A 26071-nucleotide genomic window follows, 5' to 3' on the forward strand; every position below is an offset into this window, starting at 1 on the left:
AACGATTACTTGCGATTAAGCACCGCAGCGAGCCAGATCGGCTGGTTCACGAGTCAAAAATTCACCGAACTTGCCTTGGCAGGTGGCAACGCGACGGCAAACGGTTACCGCAGAAGAACCGCTACCTGTGGTTTGACGCTCATAGGTAATAACACAGCCAAGTGCATAACCGCCAACAACATTTGAAACTTCAGATGCGTTTAATTTTTTCATAAATATATCCTTATAGTAATTACCAAAATGAACTTGCAATATTTTGCTAGAAAATAACTTTAATTTGACGAGATATACTCGTCTTAAAGCGATTAAATTATAATAATAGAATAAATCCACAGTCAACATTAAAGCCTTACCAACACCACGTTATGGATTGGTCTCAATTAAAAACAAGAATAATCCACCATTAAAACCCTAAACATACATTCATTATATGATTAATAAAAAAATATCGGATACAAGATATTACAATATCGGCAATAGCAATAAACCCAGCTGACCAGTTATCATCGTATTGGACTTTATTGAATAGAGTTCATCCTGGTAAGTCCCCAACAGCAGACTAAACACGAGTTGATTACGTGATCTATATCACTGTATAAATAAACAGTGTATGTAACATAACCAATCAGGCACGACAAGAATCAATACCACTGGAGAATACCATGAATAAAAATATCGTTAGCTGGTTTGAAATTTATGTTACTGATATGCCCCGAGCAAAGAAGTTCTATGAGGCAGTATTCAACACGCAGTTAGAAAAGCTGGAAACCGAGGGCATGGAATACCTGATGTTCCCTTACCAGGAAGGTGGGGAAGGGTCTGGCGGCGCACTGGTTAAAATGGCTGGCGTGCCAGTTGGAGCGGGCGGCACCATGGTTTATCTGTCATGTGAAGATTGCGCCGTAGAAGAAAGCCGCATTGTGCCAAACGGCGGTGAAATCCTGAAAGAAAAATTTGCCATCGGCGAAAATGGTTTTATTTCCATCGCCAAAGATAGTGAAGGCAACGTGATTGGCCTGCATTCCATGAAATAATACTGTCTGACTATAACAATACGCAAATGATGCCCCTCACCCTAGCCCTCTCCCAGAGGGAGAGGGGATCAGATCGAGTTCATTGATTGTTCTGCATAATCCCCTACCTTGTTTTTTCTTACTCCCTGGTGGGGTTCTGAAAATTCGGCGACACACCATGGATGAGGGAGCGATCGTGTTTTCTGAGATTATCTATTTACGTCCAAAAGAGCCGTTCGAGTTCATTGATTGCTCTGCATAATCCCCTACCTTGCTTCTTCTTACTCTCTGGTGTGGTTCTGAAAATTCAGCGACACACCAGGGATAAGGGAGCGATCGTGTTTTCTGAGATTATCTATTTACGTCCAAAAGAGCCGTTCGAGTTCATTGATTGCTCTGCATAATCCCCTACCTTGCTTCTTCTTACTCCCTGGTGGGGTTCTGAAAATTCGGCGACACACCAGGGATAAGGGGGCGTTCGAGTTTTCTGAGATTATCTATTCACTTCCAAAAGAGCTGGGGCTATCAGCTCCCTCTCCCTGTGGGAGAGGGTTGGGGTGAGGGGAACAACCAAATAGCTGCATTTATTACCCCCTCCTCTGTAGCTTATTAATAAATTTGACAAAAAGTAACTTTTGTCATTTATTTGATGCCGCTGTTCGCTCAGCCACACCCGCCATCAAATCAGATAAAAAAACTGACTGAGGCCGATAAAACCTATTTTTTATTTCACCAGGAAGGGAATATGCCGCTGCATTTACGTCATTTAATCTTGATACCGCTATTAACGTTGGTGGCTTGCCATCAACCCACTGCTACCAACCCCACCCATTCCCTCACCGCTACGGCTAAAAATTCACCGGCGGTGGTAAGCAATGCCCGGTTGGAAATCTCGCAAAGTGCGCTGGAATATAACACCCACAAGATTCAGCAACTGTTGGGCGATAAAACTACCCTTTGCGCCATTTTGAAAGGGGATGCCTATGGGCACGACCTGTCGCTGGTGGCCCCCGTGATGATCAAGAATCACGTACAGTGCATTGGCGTGGCCAGTAATCAAGAGCTGCAAACCGTGCGCGAACTCGGCTTTAAGGGCCGCCTGATGCGCGTGCGCAATGCTACGGAAGCAGAGATGCGCCAAGCTACTGACTATGACACCGAAGAGCTGATCGGCAATCTGGAAATGGCGAAGCGCCTGGATGCCATTGCCGCTCAGCAGGGCAAAACTCTACGTTTCCATTTGGCATTGAACTCTGGCGGCATGTCACGTAACGGTCTGGAAGTCGGCGATCGCGCCGGATTGGCCGAAGCCAAGGCTATCTCAGCACTACCCCATCTGAAAATGGTCGGCATCATGTCCCACTATCCTGAGGAAGATGCGGCGGCGGTGCGCAAGGATCTCGCCCGCTTCAAGGTTCAATCTCAGCAGGTGCTAGACATTACCGGGATCAAACGCAGCGACGTGACCTTACACGTTGCCAATACCTTCGCTACCCTCACCGTACCAGAGTCCTGGCTTGATATGGTGCGCGTTGGCGGGGTGTTTTATGGCGATACCATTGCCAGTAACGACTATAAACGCGTGATGACCTTCAAGTCATCCATCGCGGCACTCAACCATTACCCTAAGGGCAATACCGTCGGTTACGATCGCACCTACACACTGAAACGTGATTCGGTGTTGGCCAATATCCCGGTAGGTTATGCAGATGGCTATCGCCGAGTGTTCAGCAATGCCGGTCATGTACTGATCCAGGGGCAACGGGTGCCGGTGGTGGGTAAAACCTCGATGAATACCGTGATGGTAGATGTGACCGACGTGAAAGGCGTCACTCCTGGCAATGAGGTGGTGTTCTTCGGTAAGCAGGGTAATGCAGAGATCACCGCCACCGAAGTTGAAGACATCAGCGGCGCGTTGTTTACCGAGATGTCGATCCTGTGGGGCGCGACCAATAAGCGCGTATTGGTGGATTAATTAACTCCCCCAGGCAAAGGCTTGCGCCGTGACCTGGGGGAAATCTATACCGTTTACTCGTCGAAGAACCAGTACCCCTGATTAACCAGACCGGTTAACTCGGCAACAAACGCCGGGTTTTGCAGCGCGCTACCCAGTTCTTTTTTGCCAAGTAGGGTGTAACGGCATAGGGCATCGGCGGCTTTAGGCTCGACGGTATCCAGGCGTTCGCTGTTGATAAAGAAGCTGCCGCCAACCTCCAGCACCCTTAAGCCACTCAGGCGAGTCAGGACGGCACCGTCCATCAGCGCTTCGGCAACCTCATCCTGCTCGTAAGGCGGTTGCGCTGGGGCAATATCCAACTCGTGGCGCGGCGTGGTCACGAAGCGACCAAACCACTGTTTAAAATCTTCCGGCTGATTAATCATCTCGGTCATCATGCTGCGCAGGCGATCAAGCTCATATTCTTCAACCCGGCCAGGGTGTTCCCGGCAGGTTAAATCAGGATCGCTGTAGTGCTCGCCCCCGAGGTCATTTTCCAGCGCATAGTCCGCAAAGCTGCTGATGAGGTCCCTGCCGTTAGGGCCACGGAAGCCAACGGAGTAGTTAAGCGCGGTTTGGTGGGTAAAGCCGTCGTGCGGGAAGCCCGGCGGAATATACAAGATATCACCCGGCTCCAGATCTTCATCGATAATCGGCTCGAAAGGTTCCACGTGCAGCAGCGCCGGATGCGGGCAAAACTGCTTCAGCGGCAGTTTGTCACCGACACGCCAGCGGCGGCTCCCCATCCCCTGAATGATGAATACGTCGTACTGATCGATATGTGGCCCTACGCCGCCGCCAGGTACCGAGAAGGAGATCATCAGATCGTCCAACCGCCAATCCGGTAACACGCGGAACGGGGTCACCAACTCCGCTGACGGGGCATGCCAATGGTTAACCGCCTGAGCCAGCAGCGACCAACCGGTTTCTCCCAGGTTATCAAAATGCTCGAACGGCCCGTGGCTAGCCTGCCATTGGCCATTGGTTTGGCTGACCAGACGGCTGTCTACCTCAACCTCCATCGCCAGGCCGGCCAACTCGTCCGGGGTGATCGGATCGACAAAGTTCGGGAAGGCATTTTTTAACACCACAGGTTGTTTTTGCCAGTATTTCTCTAAAAACTCGGGCCAGTTAAGATTCAGTTGATAAGCCATGGGTCCACACCAGTGAGAAGACAAACGGGCCTGATTATAAAGAGGCTGACACCGGTGGCGCCTTGTCATTGGTCAATGACTGGGCGTTCAATCAGGCGAAAATGATGCCCCTCACCCCAACCCTCTCCCACAGGGAGAGGGAGCTGATACGGCGCTGTAGTCAAGTATGGGAGGCGATCTGTAACATCAACGGCCAGACTCAAAGGGGCGCTGCATGCTGCGCCCATCTGGATAATCAATGGTTAGCTGGTGCCCTCTGTTACCCCCTATACGGGGTCAGAGTCAGGTGCAGGAAGCAATTTGCAGCATGTTTCGCCCCCCTTAAACGGAAAAAGCAGATTGAAGTGGGTTATTACCCACCGCAACCTGCCTGGTGATTCAGTGCTTGGTCAAATAATGATTAATGCACTTGCTTGTCATCGACAAAAATATGGTGCGGGGAGCGTGCACGCGGGTGGATAAAGAAATGCCCTTCTGGCGCAGAATCCGTGCTTACAGGCACCAGCTTGAGGTTGGTCGCCTTCAGGCGTTTATCATGCAGCGCATAGATAATGAACGGGATAGCCACAACCACCAGGAAACACACCACCAGCATAGTCACGTACATATGGTTGGCTTCTACCCCAGCCAGACCTGAAGGCGGGAAGAACGAAACTACAAAGGCAACCGCAGAGATCAGCAAACCAATAGTAGCCACGGCAAGCTTGACCATTTTGCCCCCCGGAATATTGAAGACACGTTCGTTGTCCGGCTGTTTGCGTACCAGTTTGATGTAGCCCAGGAACAGCAGGAAATAGCTGCACAGGTAGATCACCACGGTCAACGCCAGCGCAATCAGGAAGGACATGTTATTGCCGCCCCCGGTGTTGGTCAGGACAATCAGCGCAATCGAGGTAATCACCAACTGAGAAATCACCAGTACGACAGGCACACCATTCTTGTTCATTTTGGCAAAGCGAGCAGGCAAGATCCCTTGTTGTGCGGTAACCAGCATGCCGCGAGACGGGCCAACAATCCAGGCGGCGATTTCTGCCAACACGCCCAACAGCAGCAGTGCAGCAATGACGCGCACAGCCCATTCAAACTGCGGACCGAAGTGCGAGATCAACACGCTGAAGGTTTGCATCACCCCCGCAGAAAGGTTGATTTCACCATGTGGGATCACCGCTGCGATAGAAAGCCCGCCGACAGAACTTAAACAAATCGCCGCAACCATCAGCAGCAGCATGGCAAGCGGGTAATCCCGGCCTGGGTTTTTCATCTCGTTGACGTGAGTCGCCGAGGCTTCAACGCCCATATAGCTCAGGATAAACGCCACGAACACTACCAGCGTGCCCATTTGGGTAAAGTCTGGGAAGAAGGTAGAGGCGTTCATTTCGATGGCCAACGGCGCACCAGAATGCAGATAGCTGACGGACAGGATCACCAGGACAGCCGCCGGTAACAGGATGCCGGCAAAGAAGCCAATCTTGGCAATACGCGCGGTGTTTTTGGTACCACCGAACTGGGTGAAAGCCAATCCCCACAAGATGACCAATGCAGCGACGGTTTTAACGATCGGGTCTTCGTTCAGTTCAGGCCACTTGAGGATATAAGACAGCGCCCCCAGCACAAAATAGAGCATAGGGATGAAACCTATGGCAATTTGCAGATAGCCAAAAGAGATGGCGGCAAAGCCCCATTTCTCACCCAAAGTTTTAGACACCCAGGTGAATACCCCGCCTTCCTGCCACCCTTTTACGGTCGCCATCTCGGCGGCACATAGACCGACGGGAATAAACCATAAGAACCCGCCTAACAGCAGGAAGAAGATGAGAGAAAAACCCGAGGTTGCAAAAGTCGGATATTCATAAACCGCCATCACCATAGATGCGGTAATAGCAAAAAAGCCTAACAACGTTAATTGTTTTGGAGCGGCGCTTTTTTCTGTGCTCGCCATAACGATTCTCCTGCAGGAAGAGGTTACTCTTTCCAGCGAATATTGGTGGGGAAAAAAGCGGGGCTGGCATCAGCGCCGCCCCGAAATAATAAAACCCTGGCCTTAGCCGTGATGGAACCCGCTGCCTTGTTGCGCAGACACTGGGTTGATGACAGGGTGATTCTCGAATTCAATCAGCGCCCTTTTGATATCTTCGATCAGCAGGCAACCGAGGTCGTAGCTCACGCCGTGGCGCACCAGGATGCGTTGAATTACCAGATCTTCACGGTGTGTTGGCATCGAATAGGCCGGAACCTGCCAACCGCGAGCGCGCAGTTTTTCCGCCAGATCGTAAAGGGTATAACCACCTATCGCCGCACCGTCTTTCAATTTCCACGCCAGCGCCGGGATGCCCTTATCGCTGTCACCATCAAACAGGATTTCAAACGGCCCTAACTTGCCAATCTCGGCCGCCAAATGCTGAGCCGTGGCGTAGCAAGCGCTGTGGATTTTGGCGTAGCCTTCGCGGCCAAGGCGCAGGAAGTTGTAATACTGCGCAACGATCTGGCCACCGGGGCGTGAGAAGTTCAGCGCGAAGGTTGGCATGTTGCCACCGAGATAGTTGACGTTGAAAATCAGCTCTTCAGGTAAATCCGCCGCTTCACGCCATACCACCCAGCCTGCACCCAGCGGAGCCAAACCAAATTTATGACCGGATGAGTTAATGGATTTCACCCGTGGCAGACGGAAGTCCCACTCCAGTTCTGGCGAGCAGAACGGAGCCAGGAAAGCGCCGCTGGCACCATCGATGTGCATCGGAATATCCAGGCCGGTTTCCTGCTGCAGGCGATCCAGCGCATCACTGACCTCTTTCACCGGCTCGTACTGGCAGGTGAACGTCACGCCCAGCGTTGGCACGACACCGATGGTGTTTTCGTCAACGCGCTTGAGCACTTCTTCCGCGTTCATGATCAAACGTTCGCCTTCCAGCGGGATTTCACGCAGCTCTACGTCAAAGTAACGAGCAAACTTGTGCCAGCAGATCTGCACCGGGCCACAAATCAGGTTTGGTTTATCGCTAGGCAACCCCTGCTCGGCACGCTTTTTGCGCCACTGCCATTTCAGCGCCAGCCCACCCAACATGGCGGCTTCCGAGGAACCGATGGTTGAACAGCCAAGGGTGGTTTCCGGCGTTGGCGAATTCCACAGGTCGGCCAGCATTCTGACGCAGCGGGCTTCAATTTCGGCCGTTTGCGGATATTCGTCTTTATCGATCATGTTCTTGTCGATAGACAAATCCATCAGTTCGCGAATTTCGTCATCCACCCAGGTCTGGCAGAACGTCGCCAGGTTTTGGCGGGAATTACCGTCCAGCATCAGTTCATCACGGATGGCATTAAAGACGTTACGTGGATTACGCTCGGTAATGGGGAAGGTTGACTTAGGTAATTCACCCGCCAAATCTACGGACGCGTAAACATCATCATTTTCATTATAAGCCGGGGTGTTATTTGCCTTGTTCATAATAATAACCTTTTAATATAGACCTACTAATCAAGAAGTAAATTCGCGATATCAGGCAGCATAAATAGCGTTATTATTTGAACGCTACGTTCGCCGCAAAACTTGATAAGGATATTAAAACAGGCATCGTTTCGAAGATATGAGAGGGATTGGTAATTACTGTAGGTGCGGGACTACACTTGTAGGCTTATATCAAGGGGCGCAGCAGACTGCGCCCTTGGGTATGAATATACCTATGGACGGGAAAATGCCTCAATGGCTGCATTCAGCCCCTGCAGCAACTGTTCCAGCTCGCGCATGCCCTCTTCTATCACCGCCTCATGCTGTTGTGCCGCCAGCGCATTTTCCAGTTCTTCACTAAGCAGATGCAATGACGTGGCCCCCAGCAGCTGAGCCGTACCGTTAATGCGGTGTAAATGGCGTTGCAGAGTTGGCCAGTCCTGTAATTGGAGTGCCTTACTCGCCGCCGCCAAATCTTTGTCATTTTCCAGGCGCGACTGTTCAAGCATCTGGCGCATCAGGGCGCTGTCACCCAAGCTGAGTGCCTGCAGCGTAGCCATATCGACAAACTCGCTGAGGGGAGTGGCCTGCGAAGGCCCCGCCACGCTTTGCAACGCCGCTTCCAACTGCGGTAAATCCACTGGCTTAAACAGGCACAGGTTCATGCCCATCGCCAGGCAGCGCTCTTTCTCTTCGGCCTGTGCGTTGGCGGTTAGCCCCCAGATAATGATGTCCCGATTGAATTCTCGCACCCGGCAGGTCAGCGTGATGCCATCCATATTAGGCATGTTGAGATCGGTGATGAGTAGATCGTATGGATTGGCCCCGATCAAGGCCAGGGCTTGCACACCATCAATGGCCTCATCGACCCGATAGCCAAGCGTAGCCAACTGACGACGAAGCAGCAGCCGGTTGGTCGGGTGATCGTCAGCAATCACAATCCTCAGCGCTTTTGGGCCACTGACTGGCGATTTCGGTGTGAATGACACGGCGGTAACCTTATCCAGATCCGTAACCGCGGTGGTGAGCGTCACCGTCATGATGGTGCCCCTGCCCGGCTGGCTTACCATCTCTATGGTACCGGCCATGCGTTCAACCAACTCACGGCAGATCGTCAGACCCAATCCCGATCCGGTCTGTTGTTTGCCCCCTTTGGTCTGACTAAAGGGCTTGAACAGGTGTTGCTGTTCCTGCGGGCTAATGCCTGCCCCGCTATCTTTCACGCTCAGCGTCAAGCGAGTTTGATCGGTGCCCTGCGCGTGCGTTTGCGCTATCACTTCGATCCCTCCCTCAACGGTAAATTTGATGGCGTTACTGAGGAGATTGGCCAGCACCTGTTTCACTGCCTGCGGATCGAGCCACAGCGCCTGAGTTTTTTCCAGGTGGTAATCGACCGACAGCCGCAGGTTTTTCTGCGTGGCTACCCCTTCGAAATTACTGACCGTCGTTGCTAACAACGAGGCCAGATCCACCCATTCTGGCGCCAGTTCAAAGTTACCAGACTCAATTTTTTCCATATCCAGTACATCGCCAATCAGGCCGAGTAGTGACTGAGCGGTGGAATAAGCCAACTGAATAGATTCTTTCTCAGCTTCCGGACTTTGGCTATGGGTGGTCAGTAACTCAAGGAACCCCATAATCGCACTCACCGGCGTACGGATCTCATGGCTCATGCTGGCAAGGAAAGTGCTCTTGGCCCGATTGGCATCGATGGCCTTGTCTTTCTCCACCTGCAACGCCTCCATCAGTTGCCTGGATTCGGTAATGTCCTGCCAACCGCAAATCAGCGTCGGCGGCGTGTTGGCGGGCAGCTGGCACAGCGTTAGCCAGTGCAAAATCAGGCGTTCTTCCGTGCCATTATTCAGCACCAGTTGATGAGGGATAACCTGGTTGACTTGCAGCCCTTGCTGGATATCGGGTTGAAGCGCTGCGAAAATGTCTGCCAGCGGGTTACGGCGATCGAACAATGAGTGATGCATCGCGGCATGTAACTCGGGGGTGAAGAAGGCCCCGAAGGCGCTGTTGTAGCTTTCGAGCTCACCCTCCAGCGAAATAACGTACACCGGCACGGGGATCGAGTTGAATAAGGTTTGGCGGAAACCGAGCTGATACTCCAGCGCAGCCTGTGCCTCCTTGCTTTTACGGATGGCCCGCAGCAGATAGGCTCCCCACAGCAAGCTGCTGACAACCAGCAGCGTCGCCAGAACAATCACCAGGTAAAAAGGCCGATTATAAAGGTTCCAGGTATCAATTTTCACTTCGGGGGTTTTTACCCACTTCCCGGCCAAATTCATCAGCTCTTTGGGGGGAATATCGTCGAGTGCCTTGTTCAGAATGCTTTGTAATTCTTGCGAGCCACGTGGAATGACAAAGGAGATCTGGGCGGTGCGCTCGTCGGGAATACGGAAATAGCTCAACCGATTGGGATAATAGTGATCGATGATGTAGCGCGAGGCGAGCTGTGTGGATACCACCGCATCAATTTCCCCCCGATCCAGCATGCTCAGCGCCGCGCCGGTATTCTCAACCACGACCCATTGCACACCCGGATATTTGGCTTTTAGCTTTTCCGATAGCGAGTGGTAAGCCGGAATAGCCACTTTCATGCCCGGTTTCAACGTTTCGCTCTGCTTGGCCGTAACGCGGGTGACGATCACAAAAGGAGTAGCCAAAAACGGATGAGTAAAGGCAGCCTGCTCTTCCCGCTCGGGGCTGTACGTGGCCGAGGACAGGATATCCCATTCACCACTTAGCATAATCCTGGCCATCTCTTCATTGGAATTGGCAATCACCGGTTCAAAGGTCAAGCCGGTTTGCAGCTGGATCAGGTTCAGGATATCGCCAACGATCCCGCGTATTTGCTGGTTTTCATCCACCATGCTGAACGGGGCGTAATAGGGGTTAATCACTACACGCAATTTGCGGTGTTTTTCCAGCCAGCGAGTTTCCTGTGGGGTAAGAACCAGCTCTTTGGTTAAAAAGCTGAGGTTCCCCATATCAATCCAGGACTGAGTAATCTGGCTGTGCTGAGGTTCGGTCAGTGAACTGATAAAGCTGTCGACAATCTTGATCAATTGCCGTTGGCTATCGAGCGCAATAAGCACGTCGCCGCTTTTCGGCGCTCGCCAGAACTTCACCATTCCCAGCGTCTGGTAGAAATCGCGCGCGATAATAAAACTGGCGGTGATGTTATTACCGATAAAGTAATCACTATGATGGCTGGCAACCGAGGTCAACGCCTGATATTCATTGGCAAAAGAAGTGATGCTGGCGTTAGGAAAAGACTGTTTAATAAATGATTTTGGTGGAAAATCCCGGGAGATCGCTATCCTGACTCTGTCGCTATTATCGTGAAACGGCTTCATCACCTCGCCAAGCCGGGTCACCAGAGTTGGATAGCCTTGCACCAACGGCAAGCTGGCAATAACGGGAGCCTTTGGCTGGCTAATCCCACCGAGCGTACTGAGAACAAGATCGACACGGCCCGCAAGAAGTGCTGCCAATGCCTGTTGCTCATCGGCGTAGAGCTTGATGTTCACACCGATATTCAGAGTCTTTCTCAGCAGCGCAAGATAATCCGCATTCATCCCCCAATAGCGCCCGGTGACGCTATTCATACTCAACGGTTGGGATTCAACACCATACACCGCTATGTTAAGACTGCGCTTTTGCGCCAGCCAGATAAAGTCATCATGGTCCAAGTAGATGGCCGGAGGCGTGACCAGGTGGTTACTCGCCAGCGTTAACGTGATCGGCCCGTTGCTCACCGCCCGTGCAGGCAGCATCAGAAACAGCAAAACCAGCCAAAACCCCAGCGCCCGTTTTAACATGCCTTCACCCAATTTTATTACGGTTGGCAAAAGCAAACAGATCGGCCAACGAGCTACAGCCGAGCTTCTCCATTAAACGGCTTTTATAGGTGCTGACCGTTTTATTGCTGATAAACATCGCCGCCGCAATCTGCATATTATCTGCACCGCTGAGGAGGGAACGCATCACCTTGATCTCCTGGCTGGAGAGCGATGCCAGCATTTCCTGTTCCGAAGAAAGACTGCCGACAAAACCGTTCAGTGAGAAAGGAAAATAGCTGTAGCCATTCTGGGCAGCATGCACCGCGGCGATGATATTGGTCATGCCCTCTTTTTTACTGATAAAAGCATTGGCCCCGGCATCCGCGCTACGCTTGCCGTAGAACAGATCGTTTTTGGCGGAGACCACGATAATGATTTGGCTGAACTGCTGCTTTCTGAGCTTTTCAACCACCTCAATGCCGCTCATGATGGGAATATCGACGTCGACAATCACCACGTCTGGCTGCTGCTGCGCCACCTGTAGCAGCGCCTCTGCCCCATCCCCTGCCTCGCCAATGACGCTGATGCCTTCACTTTGCAGCAGGTTCTTGATCGCCATACGAGCCAGAGGATGGTCGTCCACAATTACGGCGCTCAAAGACTTGGTTTTACTCATTGTCGTTTCCTGGGTCATATAAAAAACACGGGCAGCGTTGGTCAGCGATGTTTCTTCGCTCACGCTCTATTTTAAGGATTTCAAGCTATCTACGAGCTTATAGCATAACCCTGTTTATAGTTCTAATTCGCTTTTGGCCCCCTTACCCCAACCCTCTCACACCGTGAGAGGGTGCTGTACGGAGCCTAAGTCAGGTGCAGAAGTCAATCTGTGGCACATTCAGCCCCCACTCCCTGCTCCTGTAGCTGCGGGGTGGACTTCACCTGTAGGACGCTGCCTGCAACGATTTCCGATGTCTCTGCTGTGTTACGGCAACGCCCGCTTTTATAATCACTACGAACCTTCAGCGTTTCTTCCCGTAAGCCTATGCCGCTTTAAGCTGAAGGTGATTAACCAAGCCATTCAATGAATAAATTACGCGCTGAGCTTATTACCCACAGCAGCGTAATGGTTTGCTATTGCTCCTAAAACAGACAAGCAAGGGTTTTTCCATGCCACATTTACCGCAGCCAGACAGTAACCAGGTGAAAACACCATTAGAAAAAAGAAAGCAATGGCTGCTCATTTTTCTAATGGTGATTGTTATTGCGGCTATGGCCAGTGCAACCTGGTGGTATTTCAATTCGCGCAATGTGCAAAGCACCGATGATGCCTATGTAATGGGCAATCAGGTCACTATTTCTTCGCAGGTTAACGGTAGCGTGGTCAGCGTGAATTACACCAATACCGATTTAGTCCAGCAAGGGGATGTCTTGGTCAATTTAGATGATACCGATGCCAACCTCAACTTTAAAAAAGTCAAAAATAAGCTGGCGGAAACGGTGAGAAAAACCAAACAGATCTATGTCAACGACGCACAATATAATGCCAATATTGCCCAGGCTAAAATCGCTTATCAGCAAGCGCAGGCCGATTATCAGCGCCGAACCCAATTGATGGGAGCGGGGGCTTTTTCAAAAGAAGACCTGCAACATGCGCGTAATGCCGTTAGCAGCAGCAAAGCGGCACTGGACGTCGCTATCGAGCAATATCGCAGCAATCGTATCCTGATCCAGAATTCCACGCTAGAACAGCAGCCGGCCATCCTGTTGGCGGCAGAACAAATGCGCGAAGCCTGGCTCGCGCTACAGCGCACCAAAATTCGCAGTCCGGTGACCGGCTATGTTGCTCAACGCAATGTGCAGGTGGGCGAAACGCTCAGCGCTGGCCAGGCCTTGTTATCCATCGTCCCGGCCGATCAGCTGTGGATTGACGCCAACTTCAAGGAAACCCAGCTCAGCGGTGTACGCATTGGGCAAAAGGTGAGCGTGGTGAGCGATCTCTATGGCAGCAATGTGGTGTTCGACGGCGTGGTTGAAGGGATCAATATGGGGACCGGCGGCGCGTTCTCGGTGCTGCCCGCGCAAAATGCCACCGGTAACTGGATCAAAGTGGTTCAACGCCTGCCGGTGCGTATTACCCTGGATGCGGAACAGCTCAAGGCATACCCACTGCGGATTGGCTTATCCACCACGGTGACCTTGCGCGAAAACAATACCAATGGCCCAGCCCTATCTACCACCCAACGCCAGAAACCGGCTTACCAAAGCCAGGCGCTGGTGCTCGATACCTCCAGTATCGACCAGGAAATCCAAGACATCATCAAAGCCAATGCGATGTGACTTATGAGCAACAACACACTGCTGCCGTTAAAAGGCTGGTCATTGATCCTGGTGACGCTGTCGCTGTCGATGGCGACCTTTATGCAGATGTTGGATTCCACCATCTCCAACGTCGCCATTCCAACCATTTCCGGGTTCCTGGGTGCCTCTACGGATGAAGGAACCTGGGTGATCACCTCGTTTGGCGTCGCCAATGCGATCTCCATCCCGATAACCGGGCGTCTGGCGCAACGGTTCGGCGAGCGTAAGCTGTTTTTAGCTTCGGTGACGCTGTTTGCACTGGCGTCGCTGTGCTGCGGTTTCTCCACCAATCTCGATATGCTGATCTTTTTCCGCGTCATTCAGGGATTGGTCGCAGGCCCGTTGATCCCACTATCGCAAAGCCTGCTGCTGCGTAACTACCCGCCGGAGAAGCGTAATATCGCGCTGGCGCTGTGGTCGATGACGGTGATTATCGCCCCGATCTTTGGCCCGATTATTGGCGGCTATATTTGCGATAACTACGACTGGGGCTGGATATTTTTAATCAACGTTCCATTCGGTATCATCGTCGTTGCCATTACCGCATGGATGCTGAAAGGAAGAGAAACACCCACCGAGCCGGTAAAAATCAACCTGTTCGCCCTGAGCCTGCTGGTGCTAGGTGTGGGTAGCCTGCAAATCATGTTGGATAAAGGCAAAGACCTCGATTGGTTTAGCTCTACCACCGTGATCGTGCTGGCCGTGATCGCCGTGGTCGCGCTGATTTTGCTGATTATCTGGGAAGCCACCAACGATAACCCGATCATCGATCTGAGCCTGTTCCGCTCACGTAACTTCAGCATCGGCATCCTGTGCATCAGTTGCGCGTATCTGATTTATGCCGGAGCCATTGTGCTGATGCCGCAGCTGCTACAGACGGTGTTTGATTACACCTCGGTGTGGGCAGGGCTGGCCTATGCTCCCATCGGGCTGATGCCGCTGCTGATCGCGCCATTGATTGGCCGCTACGGCGATCGTGTTGATATGCGGGTATTGGTGACCTTTAGCTTTATCGTGTATGCCGGTTGCTACTACTGGCGTGCGATGACGTTTAATCCGGCGATTGATTTTACTGCCGTGGTGCTGCCGCAGCTGATGCAAGGCTTCGCCGTGGCTTGCTTCTTCCTGCCGCTGACCACCATTTCATTGTCAGGGCTCGCACCAGAAAAATTCGCTGCGGCCACCAGCCTGAGCAACTTTTTCCGGACGTTATCTGGCTCGATCGGTACGTCACTCACCATGACCCTGTGGAGCCACCGGGAGTCATTTCACCATGCGCAACTGACGCAGTCAGTGACGCCATTCAACCCGGCGGCGATCAACCTGGATCACCATCTGCAAAATCTGGGGTTCAATCAGCAGCAAGCCGCGACCTATATCAACGATCAAATTACCCAACAGAGCCTGCTGATGTCGGCCAACGATATTTTCTATCTCTCTGCCGGGGTGTTCCTGATGCTGACCCTACTGGTGTGGTTCGCCAAACCCCCGTTTAATACGGCCAAGACGGGGTGATAAACGGGAACATAGAGAGGCGCTGACGCGCCTCCTGATTTACTTGATCCGTTTACCGGAGCCATCAACAACCTTTTCGCCGTCCTCTTTGGCCAATGCCCCTATTTGCGGATTGGGCAGGATATCAAGCACCGTTTCGGAGGGGCGGCATAGGCGGGTCCCCAGCGGCGTCACTACAATCGGCCGGTTAATCAGAATCGGGTGCTGCAACATAAAATCGATCAGTTGCTCGTCGGTGAAGACGTCTGCTGCCAGCCCTAACTGCTCGTAGAGTTCCACGTTATTACGCAGTAAGGCCCGCACGCTGATCCCCATGTCTGCAATGAGTTTCACCAGTTCAGCGCGACTGGGGGGTGTCTCCAGATAATGGACGATCGTTGGCTCTGTACCGCTGTTGCGAATGAGCGCCAGCGTATTACGCGAAGTGCCGCAGGCAGGGTTGTGGTAAATCGTGATCATGGATGTTCCTCGCTACAAAGTGATGGATAGACGTAACGCCAAGGCCGCCAGCGTGACCAACAACACGGGCACGGTCATGATGATTCCGGTACGGAAATAATATCCCCAGGTGATCGTCATATTTTTCTGCGACAACACATGCAGCCAGAGCAGCGTTGCCAAGCTGCCAATCGGCGTGATTTTGGGCCCCAGATCGCAGCCAATAACGTTGGCGTAAATCATGGCCTCCTTAATCACCCCTGACGCAGCACTCCCCTCAATAGACAGCGCGCCAATCAATACCGTTGGCATATTGTTCATAATGGATGACAAGAATGCGGTCAGGAAGCCAGTGCCAAGCGTGGCGGCCCATAAGCCATTATCCGCCAGTAGGTTAAGTACGCCGGAAAGGTATTCCGTTAATCCGGCATTACGTAGGCCATAAACCACCAGATACATCCCCAGCGAGAAAATGACGATCTGCCAGGGCGCACCGCGCAGCACCTTCCCGGTGTTGATGGCATGACCTCTTTTGGCCACCGCAAACAGGATCATCGCCCCCACGGCAGCAATAGCGCTGACCGGAATGCCGAGCGGCTCCAGCACGAAGAAACCCACCAACAGCAGGATTAATACCACCCAGCCAGTTTTGAACGTGGCCGGATCTTTAATGGCTTGCGCCGGTTGTTTCAGTCGTTCGAGATCATAGGTCGGCGGAATGTCCTTGCGAAAGAACAGATGCAGCATCACCAGCGTCGCGATAATCGCAGCGATATCAACAGGCACCATCACCGAAGCATATTGCGTGAACCCCAGATCAAAGAAGTCTGCCGAAACGATATTGACCAGATTGGACACAATCAGCGGCAGACTGGCGGTATCAGCAATAAACCCGGCAGCCATGACAAACGCCAACGTGGTGCCTTTGCTGAATCCCAGTGCCAGCAGCATGGCTATTACTATGGGGGTAAGGATTAGCGCTGCACCATCGTTGGCAAACAAAGCCGCCACGGCTGCGCCTAGTAAAACGATGTAAGTGAACAGCAGGCGCCCCCGCCCGTTTCCCCAGCGGGAGACATGCAGCGCAGCCCATTCGAAAAAACCAGACTCATCGAGCAACAGGCTGATAATGATCACGGCGATGAAGGTCGCCGTAGCATTCCAGACAATATTCCATACCGCTGGGATATCGGCAATCTGCACCACGCCGGTGAGCAAGGCCAACCCCGCACCAAGTGTGGCACTCCACCCAATCCCTAACCCTTTCGGCTGCCAGATCACCAGCACAATGGTCAGGATAAATATCGCCCCAGCCAATAACATACTTACCACCTCACATTTATATATGTATTTTCATATGTGTTTGCACAAAAAATTTAGCTACACAGGGTTTTACCCTCGCTGGAGCAATTCGCCGCTGCCAGCTTACGTGCCATAGTGTGGACTTCGTCCTGTTGACTCAACCAGGCTTGTTCAACAACCAGGGCTGCCCAGGCAGGTATATGCGGGGAAAGACGATAATGCACCCACTTCCCCTGCTTACGATCCAGCAGCAATCCGCACTCTCTGAGCATTGCCAAGTGGCGTGAAATCTTGGGTTGCGACTCTTCCAGCCCAGTACAAAGATCGCAAACGCACAGTTCACCCAACTGTTTGAGCAGCAACACGATACCCAGGCGGGTTTCGTCCGACAGGATTTTGAACAGTTGCAAGGAAGTCAGGGTCATCGGTCTCTCCGTTACGATCGGTGGATAAAGCATACCCGCAGGCGCTTTCAAGTCAATAACACATTTGAATTTTCATATATGTATTTTCTCTCTTCCCTTGCCCCAGAAAGCGCTCAACGTTGTGTCGATACGTCGCGTAGCAACGGTGGCCAGAAAGCCCCCTGGCCACCCGATGCGTCCGGCAATACGGCTTTACATTTAAGCCAATTTAAAAGCCATAATGCGGTAATATATTCACACCCCGGCAACAAATAATATTGCACCCAATAGTGTGAGCCTGTTCAAGACGAAAAAAAACCAATAATGCTATTTATTCTGCATGGTTTTCTCTAACGTGGATCTGCGTCATCATGAATCATTTAGAACTGCAGGCACTGCGTCAGCTTTTTTTTATGACGGTCGAAGAATGTGCGGCCTATATTTCACCTGACAACACTTTAGCTACATGGCAGCAATGGGAGCGTGGTGAAAGTGAAATACCGGCCGCTATTATTGATACATTCACAAAAATGATTAAAAAAAGAAAAAACCACATCAACGCCATCATCGACAAGATCAACAATCGCATTGGTAATAACACCATGCGCTTCTTCCCCGATTATGCGTCCTTCCTGGCTGTCTATGCCCAAGGTGATTATCTGGAATGGAAAATTTATCAGTCGGTCGCCGCACAGCTTTATGCTTATGATCTAGAGCGGCTATGTTAACCCAAACTAATAGGACACATCGCGCTCGTTAACCTTGACGGGATTATATAAGGAAGGTTTATCAACACCACCTGCCCATCGTTTTGACTGACTATCACCCCTGACAGCAGGCTAACGCCTGTAACAATCTCGTGCCCAGCCGTTTTTCCCGGCACGAATAATTTATTATGAACGAGTTTCTGAGCAACAACCTATGGAAAACAAGTATGTACCAACAGCCTTGGGGCTGTATCTGAATTATCTGGTGCACGGTATGGGGGTAATATTAATCAGCTTGAATATGCCTTATCTGGCAGAACAATGGCACACCGATGCCGCTGGCATCTCGATCGTCATCTCTTCTTTGGGCATTGGCAGGCTCAGTGTGTTATTAATCACCGGCATGTTATCCGATCGTTTTGGCCGCAGGCCCTTTATTTTTCTGGGGATCCTGTGCTATTTAGGCTTCTTTTTCGGCATTCTTCTCAGCCCCACGATTATTATCGCTTATGTATTTGGTTTTTTAGCCGGCGTTGCCAACAGTTTTCTCGACTCGGGCACCTACCCTACGCTGATGGAGGCATTCCCCAAGTCGCCAGGCACCGCCAATATCCTGATTAAAGCCTTTGTCTCCGGCGGCCAGTTTCTGTTACCGATGGTCATCAGCCTACTGGTCTGGGCTGAGGTCTGGTTTGGCTGGTCCTTCCTGATCGCTGCTGGCATTATGCTGCTCAACGGCCTGTTCCTGCTGCGCTGCCCATTCCCCGCTCACCCGGTGCAACGCATAGCCACCAGGACCGATAAAAATGCAGATGAAAACCATCACTGTTCCATCGTGGATCTCATCAGCTATACCTTATATGGCTATGTCGCCATGGCCACCTTTTACCTGATCAGCCAGTGGCTGGCGCAGTATGGGCAGTTTGTGGCGGGTATGAGCTATACGATGTCGATCAAGCTGCTGAGTATCTACACCATCGGATCATTGATGTGCGTGTTCATCACCGCCGGGCTGGTAAAGAAAAGGTTTAAATCAACCACCTTTCTGATGCTGTATACCTTTATCTCCTTCATTACCTTACTCACCGTTTGCCTGTATCCCAACATGTACGTCGTGATGGTTTTCGCCTTTGTTATCGGCTTCTCTGCCGCAGGTGGGGTCATGCAACTAGGGCTAACGCTGATGGCGACCCGCCTTCCCCACGCGAAAGGCAAAGCCACCGGCATTTATTACAGCGCCGGCAGCCTGGCAACGTTCACCATTCCTTTGATTACCGCCAAGATTTCCGAAACCAGTATTGCCAACATTATGTGGTTCGATACCGGTATCGCGGCCTGTGGCTTTCTGTTGGCGCTGTTCATTGGCTACCGTAGCCATAAAGAGGCCAACAATCCCTTCAAGATAGCCCAAGTGATCAACTGATCCCACACACCCCAAACATGTCGTTAAACGGGCGCTGCATGCAGCGCCCCTACGTATAGTGAGCCGGTTTAGGAATGTGCTGTTATTCCTCTACCCCACACCAGATACAATATTATTATGCCCCCGTGCAATATGAGACAGTATTCCGCAAGCGGCTGCTCCCCAGACAAAGTAAATAGCTTGTTAATTACCGTAGGTATACGTCGTTCCTAAATGGCCAGCCCCTGATAACAGTCCTCCAGACCTAATTTAGCCGACGAAATTTCGGCACAATTCAGTAACACCATCAAACGCCGCCTCAGCATCTTTGTCTGCAATAAAGTTGAAAACTAAAACGGCATATTACGTATTTATCACCTACTGCATTACCTATACTCAGCACACGTCAGGTTGCCGGTGTATTGGCGGTTACCCATGACCCAAGTTATTTACCGCAGCGTGACTTATCGGGATATTTTCACCCATTATTTTCCCGCAATGATTAATGAAAAAGAAAGGCCACCAGAACAACAAGTCCCCTGGATCTAGATAACGTAAAAATTAGCGACAAGCGGAGAACAGTATGAGCCAGAGCAAGGCCTTCAAAGCGCCATTTTTGTTAGCGGTCATCAGTATCTATTTGAGTTATTTTCTCCACGGTGCCAGCGTCATTACGCTGGCACAAAACATGACCCCACTGGCCGAGAAGTTCGGCACCGACAACGCGGGCATTGCCTACCTGATATCCGGTATTGGGTTGGGTCGACTAGTCAGCATTCTGTTCTTTGGCGTGATATCGGATAAGTTTGGCCGCCGCGCCGCCATTTTGATCGGCGTCGCCCTGTATATTCTGTTCTTCTTTGGCATCCCGGCCAGCCCTAATCTGATTGTCGCCTTTGGCCTGGCGGTTTGCGTTGGCGTTGCCAATGCGGCGCTTGATACCGGCGGCTATCCTGCCCTGATGGAGAGCTATCCCAAGACTTCCGGCTCGGCGGTGATCCTGGTGAAAGCCATGGTCTCTTTCGGCCAGATGTTCTATCCGATGCTGGTCAGCTACCTGCTGGTCAGCCACATCTGGTACGGCTACGCGATGGTTATCCCGGGGATCCTGTTCGTCCTCATCACGTTACTGCTGCTTAAAAGCAAATTCCCCAGCCAGCTGGTTGATGCCTCCGTGGCTAAAGAATTGCCGCAGATGAACAGTAAGCCGCTGGCCTGGTTGGAGGGTGTCTCGTCCGTTATCTTCGGCGTGGCTGCATTCTCTACCTTCTACGTGATCGTGGTCTGGATGCCGAAATACGCAATGGCATTTGCCGGTATGGCGGAGGCCGATGCGCTGAAAACCATCTCCTGGTATAGCCTTGGCTCGCTGCTGTGCGTGTTTATCTTCGCCCTGCTGTTAAAAAGCACCGTGCGCCCGGTATGGGCAAATGTGTTTAACGCCGGTGTCTCGGTGATCGCGGCAACCATTATCTATCTGTATCCCTCACCGCTGGTTTGTAACCTTGGCGCCTTTGCGATTGGTTTCTCTGCCGCCGGTGGGATATTGCAGCTTGGCGTCTCCGTCATGTCGGAGTTTTTCCCGAAAAGCAAAGCCAAGGTCACCAGCGTTTATATGATGATGGGCGGGTTAGCCAACTTCTTGATCCCGTTGATTACCGGCTACCTCTCCAATATTGGCTTGCAATACATCATCCTGCTGGATATTGCCTTTGCCCTGCTGGCATTTGTTACCGCCATCATCGTCTTCATTCGCTATTACAGAGTATTCAAAGTCCCGCAAAGTGACCTGCGATTGGGCGAGCGCTTTTTCCAATAACCCAAAACAACGATTACGCAGGTTTGCGCCCCACACGAACATGGTTAGACAAGGAGTTTAGAATGGATGTAACCGCAAAATATGAGCTTATCGGGCTGATGGCCTATCCGATCAGACACAGCTTATCGCCAGAGATGCAAAATAAAGCGTTGGAAAAAGTCGGGTTACCTTTTACCTACATGGCTTTCGAAGTCGATACCACCACCTTCGCCAGCGCGATTGAAGGGCTGAAGGCGTTAAAAATGCGCGGCACCGGCGTTTCGATGCCTAACAAGCAGTTTGCCTGTCAGTATGTCGATGAATTAACGCCAGCGGCCAAACTGGTTGGTGCTATCAACACCATCGTCAACGACGACGGCTACCTGCGCGGCTATAACACCGACGGCACCGGGCATATTCGGGCCATCAAGGAAACCGGTTTTGATATCAAGGGTAAAACCATGGTGCTGGTCGGCGCGGGCGGCGCATCTACCGCTATCGGCGCGCAGGCGGCCGTTGAAGGCATCAAAGAGATCAAGCTGTTTAATCGTAAGGACGAGTTCTTTGATCAGGCGCTCGCCTTTGCCAAACGGGTCAACGATAACACCGATTGTAAAGTGACCGTGACCGATCTGGCAGACCAGCAAGCGTTTGCCCGCGCCATCGCCAGCGCGGACATCCTGACTAACGGCACCAAGGTCGGGATGAAGCCGCTGGAAAACGAGAGTATCGTCAGCGACATCACCCTGCTGCGCCCGGAACTGCTGGTGACGGAGTGCGTATATAACCCACACATGACCAAGTTGCTGCAAATGGCCCAACAGGCAGGTTGCAAAACGGTGGACGGTTACGGCATGTTGTTATGGCAAGGCGCCGAACAGTTCAAGCTGTGGACTGGCAAGGATTTCCCACTGGAATACGTTAAGCAGGTGATGGGATTCGAGGCGTAGCATTCCCGTAGCGCGTGGTGATGGGCTTGAATCACCACCTTATTGATTGCGGCAAAAGAGCATGCAAAAGGTAAAAATGAAAACCATAACCGTAAAAAACATTGTGTTCGGCGAAGGCGCGCCAAAAATCATTGTCTCGCTGATGGGTAAAGATATCCCTAGTGTGGTGGCTGAAGCGCAGGATTATCGTCACGCCGATTTCGATATTCTGGAGTGGCGCGTCGATCATTTTGAGGATGTCGCCACGCTCAGCAACGTGATAGCCGCCGCACGTCAGATCAAAGAGATCATTGCCGACAAGCCGCTGCTGTTCACCTTCCGCAGCGCCCAGGAAGGCGGTGAGCAGGCGTTGCCCCCACAGGCCTATATCGCGCTCAATCTGGCTGCGGTGGACAGCGGCCTGGTCGATATGATCGATCTGGAGCTGTTTACCGGTGACGAACTGGTCAAAGAGGCCGTGGCCCATGCCCACGCCAAGAACGTTAAAGTCATCATGTCGAATCATGATTTCCATAAAACGCCGCCGCAGGAGGAAATCGTCAAGCGCCTGTGCAAAATGCAGGAATTGGGAGCCGATATTCCGAAAATCGCCCTGATGCCGCAAAACAAGAGTGACGTATTGACGTTGCTGGCCGCGACGCTGGAAATGCACGAAAAACATGCCAACGGGCCGATAATCACCATGTCGATGGCCAAAACCGGCATTGTGTCCCGGTTAGCGGGCGAAACCTTCGGCTCAGCGGCCACCTTTGGCGCGGTCAAGAAAGCCTCCGCGCCAGGGCAAATCTCCGTCACGGATTTACGCACCATATTAACGATACTGCATTAATTCAGTGGTGCACTGATATTACTGTCGGCGGGAATAATGGTATTCCCGCAAAATAAAACCAGTCACTAAAAAGAGCATTCAATTTTAATACAGCTTAATTGCGGTATCCGCACGCATGCGTGCGGGTTGAGTTGCCCGCAAAATAAAATAAATGCATCGGTCATCAACAGGAGTAGTTATGGATCTGGTAAAACCGAAAAGAATCAATGGCAGAGTCCCGGTATTATCGGCACAAGAGGCGGTAAATTATATTCCTGACGAAGCCACCTTGTGCGTATTAGGGGCCGGTGGCGGTATTCTGGAGGCCACCACCTTAATTACCGCGCTGGCAGAGAAATATCAAACCACGCAAACCCCGCGTGACCTGTCATTAATCAGCCCGACAGGGTTAGGTGACCGGGCCGATCGCGGCATCAGCCCGCTGGCACAGGTTGGGCTGGTGAAATGGGCATTGTGCGGGCATTGGGGACAGTCCCCACGCATCTCCGATCTGGCCGAACAGAACAAAATTGCGGCCTACAACTATCCCCAAGGCGTGTTAACCCAGACCCTACGGGCCGCAGCGGCGCACCAGCCGGGGATTTTAACCGATATCGGTATTGGTACCTTCGTCGATCCGCGCCAGCAAGGCGGCAAACTCAATGAGGTGACCACAGAAGATCTTATCAAGTTGGTCGAGATCGATAACCAGGAATATCTCTACTACAAGGCCATTGCGCCCAACGTCGCCTTTATTCGCGCCACCACCTGCGACAGCGAAGGTTATGCCTCGTTCGAAGACGAGGTGATGTATCTGGATGCGCTGGTGATTGCCCAAGCGGTGCACAACAACGGCGGCATCGTGATGATGCAGGTGCAAAAGATGGTCAAGAAGGCGACGCTACACCCGAAATCGGTGCGTATCCCTGGCTATCTGGTTGATATCGTGGTGGTCGATCCACAGCAGACGCAGCTGTATGGCGGCGCCCCGGTAAACCGCTTTATTTCCGGCGATTTCGTGCTCGATGACAGCACCCAAATCGCCCTGCCCCTTAACCAGCGCAAACTGGTAGCGAGACGTGCACTATTTGAGATGCGTAAAGGGGCGGTGGGCAACGTTGGGGTGGGCATTGCCGACGGCATCGGCCTGGTCGCCCGCGAAGAGGGGTGTGCCGATGATTTCGTGCTGACGGTCGAAACTGGCCCCATCGGCGGCATTACCTCTCAGGGTGTGGCCTTCGGTGCGAACGTCAACACCCGAGCCATCCTGGATATGACCTCCCAATTCGATTTCTACCACGGAGGTGGGCTGGATGTCTGTTACCTGAGCTTTGCCGAGGTAGATCAACAGGGCAACGTTGGCGTGCATAAATTCAACGGCAAAATCATGGGGACCGGTGGCTTTATCGATATCAGCGCGACGTCAAAAAAGATTGTGTTCTGCGGCACCCTCACCGCCGGCAGTTTAAAAACCGACATCACCGACGGCAAGCTGAATATTGTGCAGGAAGGACGCGTCAAAAAATTTATCAAGCAATTACCGGAAATCACCTTTAGCGGCAAAATCGCGCTCGAGCGGGGATTAGACGTGCGCTACATCACCGAACGTGCCGTCTTTACGCTCAAAGCTGACGGCCTGCACCTGGTTGAAATTGCCCCCGGAGTAGATCTGGAAAAAGACATTCTGGCAAAAATGGATTTCGCCCCGGTTATTTCCCCGCAGTTAACACTGATGGACAAGAGACTGTTTATCGACGGCGTAATGGGTTTCACTTTACCTGAAGCGGTATATTAAAAGGAGTAAGGCTATGGACTTTTCTTTAACTGAAGAGCAGGAACTGCTGCTTGCCAGTATTCGGGAACTGATCGGCAATAACTTTTCGGAAGAGTATTTCCGCACCTGCGATCAGACCTCAACCTACCCTACCGAGTTTATGCGCGCGCTCGCCGATAGCGGTATTTCTCTGTTAGGTGTGCCAGAAGAGTTCGGCGGCATACCGGCGGACTATGTCACCCAGATGCTGGCACTGATGGAAGTCTCCAAATGTGGCGCACCGGCGTTCCTGATCACCAACGGCCAGTGTATTCACAGCATGCGCCGTTTCGGCTCACCCGAACAGCTGCGCAAGACGGCAGAAAGTACGCTGGCCACCGGCGATCCCGCCTATGCACTGGCCCTGACCGAACCCGGCGCAGGCTCGGACAATAGCGCCGCGACCACCACTTACACCCGTAAAAACGGCAAGGTGTATCTGAACGGGCAAAAAACCTTTATCACCGGTGCGAAAGAATACCCGTACATGCTGGTATTGGCACGCGATCCTGAGCCCAAAGATCCGAAGAAGGCCTTCACCCTGTGGTGGATGGAATCCAACAAGCCGGGCATTAAGGTCAATCCGCTGCACAAGATCGGCTGGCACATGCTGAGCACCTGCGAAGTTTACCTCGATAACGTTGAGGTGGATGAGAGCGATATGGTGGGTGAAGAAGGCATGGGGTTCCTCAATGTGATGTACAACTTTGAAATGGAACGCCTGATCAACGCCGCACGCAGCGCCGGTTTCGCCGAGTGCGCGTTTGAAGATGCCGCCCGTTACGCCAACCAGCGTATCGCCTTCGGCAAGCCGATCGGCCATAACCAGATGATCCAGGAAAAGTTGGCGCTGATGGCGATCAAGGTCGACAACATGCGTAATATGGTGATGAAAGTCGCTTGGCAAGCGGATCAAAAACAGTCACTGCGCACCAGCGCCGCGCTGTGTAAGCTCCACTGCGCCCGTACGGCGATGGAAGTGATTGATGACGCCATCCAGATCATGGGCGGGCTGGGCTATACGGATGAGGCTCGCGTTTCCCGCTTCTGGCGTGACGTGCGCTGCGAAAGGATTGGCGGTGGCACCGATGAAATCATGATTTATATTGCTGGCCGCCAGATCCTGAAAGACTACCAGAGCAAATAAGGTAATAAAACGCCAGGAGGCAGCCAATAAGCC

General features: G+C 52.1%; 20 protein-coding genes. 11 read left to right on the plus strand and 9 right to left on the minus strand.

Features of this window, described 5'->3' with window-relative positions; genetic code table 11:
- Positions 1 to 15: 15 nt before the first annotated feature.
- On the minus strand, positions 16 to 213 hold the full coding sequence (locus tag ACKWMY_RS12405) for a DUF4762 family protein (RefSeq protein WP_074030732.1): 198 nt from the start codon (positions 211 to 213) through the stop codon (positions 16 to 18).
- 449 nt (positions 214 to 662) lie between these two features.
- Between ACKWMY_RS12405 and ACKWMY_RS12410 the strand changes: the two genes are divergently transcribed.
- Together ACKWMY_RS12410 and alr are read left to right on the plus strand one after the other, a co-directional pair.
- The gene (locus ACKWMY_RS12410) at positions 663 to 1034 is read left to right on the plus strand and encodes a VOC family protein (RefSeq protein ID WP_024528704.1); all 372 of its coding nucleotides are present in this window, start codon (positions 663 to 665) and stop codon (positions 1032 to 1034) included.
- A 724-nt stretch (positions 1035 to 1758) separates the two neighbouring features.
- Positions 1759 to 2988 carry an alanine racemase gene (gene alr / locus ACKWMY_RS12415; protein ID WP_409486369.1) on the plus strand — a complete coding sequence of 410 codons (1230 nt, stop codon included), beginning with the start codon at positions 1759 to 1761 and terminating at the stop codon, positions 2986 to 2988.
- A 53-nt stretch (positions 2989 to 3041) separates the two neighbouring features.
- Here alr and ACKWMY_RS12420 read toward each other — a convergent pair whose 3' ends face one another.
- From ACKWMY_RS12420 to evgA, 5 genes are all read right to left on the minus strand, one after another.
- On the minus strand, positions 3042 to 4163 hold the full coding sequence (locus ACKWMY_RS12420; RefSeq protein ID WP_199061352.1) for a cupin domain-containing protein: 1122 nt from the start codon (positions 4161 to 4163) through the stop codon (positions 3042 to 3044).
- Positions 4164 to 4563: 400 nt separating this feature from the next.
- Positions 4564 to 6102 (minus strand): glutamate:gamma-aminobutyrate antiporter, encoded by a 1539-nt coding sequence (gadC, locus tag ACKWMY_RS12425; protein ID WP_409486370.1) that lies wholly within the window; start codon positions 6100 to 6102, stop codon positions 4564 to 4566.
- Between the two features lie 102 nt (positions 6103 to 6204).
- Positions 6205 to 7605 carry a glutamate decarboxylase gene (locus ACKWMY_RS12430; protein WP_074030719.1) on the minus strand — a complete coding sequence of 467 codons (1401 nt, stop codon included), beginning with the start codon at positions 7603 to 7605 and terminating at the stop codon, positions 6205 to 6207.
- A gap of 233 nt (positions 7606 to 7838) precedes the next feature.
- Positions 7839 to 11435, minus strand: coding sequence for a transporter substrate-binding domain-containing protein (locus ACKWMY_RS12435; protein WP_409486371.1), 3597 nt, complete (start codon positions 11433 to 11435; stop codon positions 7839 to 7841).
- 4 nt (positions 11436 to 11439) lie between these two features.
- Entirely contained in the window at positions 11440 to 12054 is a 615-nt protein-coding gene (gene evgA, locus ACKWMY_RS12440) for an acid-sensing system DNA-binding response regulator EvgA (protein WP_024528709.1), read from the minus strand.
- A gap of 509 nt (positions 12055 to 12563) precedes the next feature.
- Here evgA and ACKWMY_RS12445 point away from each other — a divergent pair.
- Together ACKWMY_RS12445 and ACKWMY_RS12450 are read left to right on the plus strand one after the other, a co-directional pair.
- Entirely contained in the window at positions 12564 to 13733 is a 1170-nt protein-coding gene (locus ACKWMY_RS12445; protein ID WP_409486372.1) for an EmrA/EmrK family multidrug efflux transporter periplasmic adaptor subunit, read from the plus strand.
- A 3-nt stretch (positions 13734 to 13736) separates the two neighbouring features.
- Complete coding sequence (locus ACKWMY_RS12450; protein ID WP_409486373.1) at positions 13737 to 15269, plus strand: DHA2 family efflux MFS transporter permease subunit; 1533 nt, start codon at positions 13737 to 13739, stop codon at positions 15267 to 15269.
- Between the two features lie 39 nt (positions 15270 to 15308).
- On the opposite strand, the gene arsC is transcribed toward ACKWMY_RS12450, so the two are convergent.
- Genes arsC through ACKWMY_RS12465 form a run of 3 tightly spaced genes read right to left on the minus strand, consistent with a single transcriptional unit; the run spans position 15309 to position 17434 of the window.
- Complete coding sequence (gene arsC, locus ACKWMY_RS12455) at positions 15309 to 15728, minus strand: glutaredoxin-dependent arsenate reductase (RefSeq protein ID WP_409486374.1); 420 nt, start codon at positions 15726 to 15728, stop codon at positions 15309 to 15311.
- Positions 15729 to 15740: 12 nt separating this feature from the next.
- The gene (locus ACKWMY_RS12460; RefSeq protein ID WP_024528713.1) at positions 15741 to 17030 is read right to left on the minus strand and encodes an arsenic transporter; all 1290 of its coding nucleotides are present in this window, start codon (positions 17028 to 17030) and stop codon (positions 15741 to 15743) included.
- Positions 17031 to 17083: 53 nt separating this feature from the next.
- On the minus strand, positions 17084 to 17434 hold the full coding sequence (locus ACKWMY_RS12465; RefSeq protein ID WP_024528714.1) for a transcriptional regulator: 351 nt from the start codon (positions 17432 to 17434) through the stop codon (positions 17084 to 17086).
- Between the two features lie 350 nt (positions 17435 to 17784).
- Between ACKWMY_RS12465 and ACKWMY_RS12470 the strand changes: the two genes are divergently transcribed.
- The 7 genes from ACKWMY_RS12470 (at position 17785) to ACKWMY_RS12500 (ending at position 26038) form a co-directional block, all read left to right on the plus strand.
- A complete protein-coding gene (locus tag ACKWMY_RS12470) occupies positions 17785 to 18141 on the plus strand; it encodes a YdiL family protein (RefSeq protein ID WP_409486375.1) in 357 nt (118 codons plus the stop codon).
- Between the two features lie 193 nt (positions 18142 to 18334).
- The gene (locus ACKWMY_RS12475) at positions 18335 to 19543 is read left to right on the plus strand and encodes an MFS transporter (protein WP_308870550.1); all 1209 of its coding nucleotides are present in this window, start codon (positions 18335 to 18337) and stop codon (positions 19541 to 19543) included.
- A gap of 562 nt (positions 19544 to 20105) precedes the next feature.
- Positions 20106 to 21341, plus strand: a complete 1236-nt coding sequence (locus tag ACKWMY_RS12480) for an MFS transporter (protein ID WP_024528716.1) — start codon at positions 20106 to 20108, stop codon at positions 21339 to 21341.
- Positions 21342 to 21403: 62 nt separating this feature from the next.
- Entirely contained in the window at positions 21404 to 22270 is an 867-nt protein-coding gene (gene ydiB, locus ACKWMY_RS12485) for a quinate/shikimate dehydrogenase (protein WP_065683860.1), read from the plus strand.
- Positions 22271 to 22346: 76 nt separating this feature from the next.
- Positions 22347 to 23099: a type I 3-dehydroquinate dehydratase gene (gene aroD, locus ACKWMY_RS12490; RefSeq protein ID WP_199061365.1), complete on the plus strand. Its 753-nt coding sequence runs from the start codon at positions 22347 to 22349 to the stop codon at positions 23097 to 23099.
- A gap of 178 nt (positions 23100 to 23277) precedes the next feature.
- Entirely contained in the window at positions 23278 to 24873 is a 1596-nt protein-coding gene (locus tag ACKWMY_RS12495; RefSeq protein WP_065683859.1) for an acyl CoA:acetate/3-ketoacid CoA transferase, read from the plus strand.
- A 13-nt stretch (positions 24874 to 24886) separates the two neighbouring features.
- The gene (locus ACKWMY_RS12500; RefSeq protein WP_074030707.1) at positions 24887 to 26038 is read left to right on the plus strand and encodes an acyl-CoA dehydrogenase; all 1152 of its coding nucleotides are present in this window, start codon (positions 24887 to 24889) and stop codon (positions 26036 to 26038) included.
- The last annotated feature ends 33 nt before the right edge of the window (positions 26039 to 26071 follow it).

Origin of the sequence: Serratia sp. J2, assembly GCF_046269175.1 — a bacterium.
Lineage (GTDB): Bacteria > Pseudomonadota > Gammaproteobacteria > Enterobacterales > Enterobacteriaceae > Chania > Chania fonticola_C.

Coding starts and splice junctions, on each gene's coding strand:
- ACKWMY_RS12405 (WP_074030732.1), bottom strand. CDS start 213: ATGAAAAAATTAAACGCATCTGAAGTTTCAAATGTTGTTGGCGGTTAT.
- ACKWMY_RS12410 (WP_024528704.1), top strand. CDS start 663: ATGAATAAAAATATCGTTAGCTGGTTTGAAATTTATGTTACTGATATG.
- alr (WP_409486369.1), top strand. CDS start 1,759: ATGCCGCTGCATTTACGTCATTTAATCTTGATACCGCTATTAACGTTG.
- ACKWMY_RS12420 (WP_199061352.1), bottom strand. CDS start 4,163: ATGGCTTATCAACTGAATCTTAACTGGCCCGAGTTTTTAGAGAAATAC.
- gadC (WP_409486370.1), bottom strand. CDS start 6,102: ATGGCGAGCACAGAAAAAAGCGCCGCTCCAAAACAATTAACGTTGTTA.
- ACKWMY_RS12430 (WP_074030719.1), bottom strand. CDS start 7,605: ATGAACAAGGCAAATAACACCCCGGCTTATAATGAAAATGATGATGTT.
- ACKWMY_RS12435 (WP_409486371.1), bottom strand. CDS start 11,435: ATGTTAAAACGGGCGCTGGGGTTTTGGCTGGTTTTGCTGTTTCTGATG.
- ACKWMY_RS12445 (WP_409486372.1), top strand. CDS start 12,564: ATGCCACATTTACCGCAGCCAGACAGTAACCAGGTGAAAACACCATTA.
- ACKWMY_RS12450 (WP_409486373.1), top strand. CDS start 13,737: ATGAGCAACAACACACTGCTGCCGTTAAAAGGCTGGTCATTGATCCTG.
- arsC (WP_409486374.1), bottom strand. CDS start 15,728: ATGATCACGATTTACCACAACCCTGCCTGCGGCACTTCGCGTAATACG.
- ACKWMY_RS12460 (WP_024528713.1), bottom strand. CDS start 17,030: ATGTTATTGGCTGGGGCGATATTTATCCTGACCATTGTGCTGGTGATC.
- ACKWMY_RS12465 (WP_024528714.1), bottom strand. CDS start 17,434: ATGACCCTGACTTCCTTGCAACTGTTCAAAATCCTGTCGGACGAAACC.
- ACKWMY_RS12470 (WP_409486375.1), top strand. CDS start 17,785: ATGAATCATTTAGAACTGCAGGCACTGCGTCAGCTTTTTTTTATGACG.
- ACKWMY_RS12475 (WP_308870550.1), top strand. CDS start 18,335: ATGGAAAACAAGTATGTACCAACAGCCTTGGGGCTGTATCTGAATTAT.
- ACKWMY_RS12480 (WP_024528716.1), top strand. CDS start 20,106: ATGAGCCAGAGCAAGGCCTTCAAAGCGCCATTTTTGTTAGCGGTCATC.
- ydiB (WP_065683860.1), top strand. CDS start 21,404: ATGGATGTAACCGCAAAATATGAGCTTATCGGGCTGATGGCCTATCCG.
- aroD (WP_199061365.1), top strand. CDS start 22,347: ATGAAAACCATAACCGTAAAAAACATTGTGTTCGGCGAAGGCGCGCCA.
- ACKWMY_RS12495 (WP_065683859.1), top strand. CDS start 23,278: ATGGATCTGGTAAAACCGAAAAGAATCAATGGCAGAGTCCCGGTATTA.
- ACKWMY_RS12500 (WP_074030707.1), top strand. CDS start 24,887: ATGGACTTTTCTTTAACTGAAGAGCAGGAACTGCTGCTTGCCAGTATT.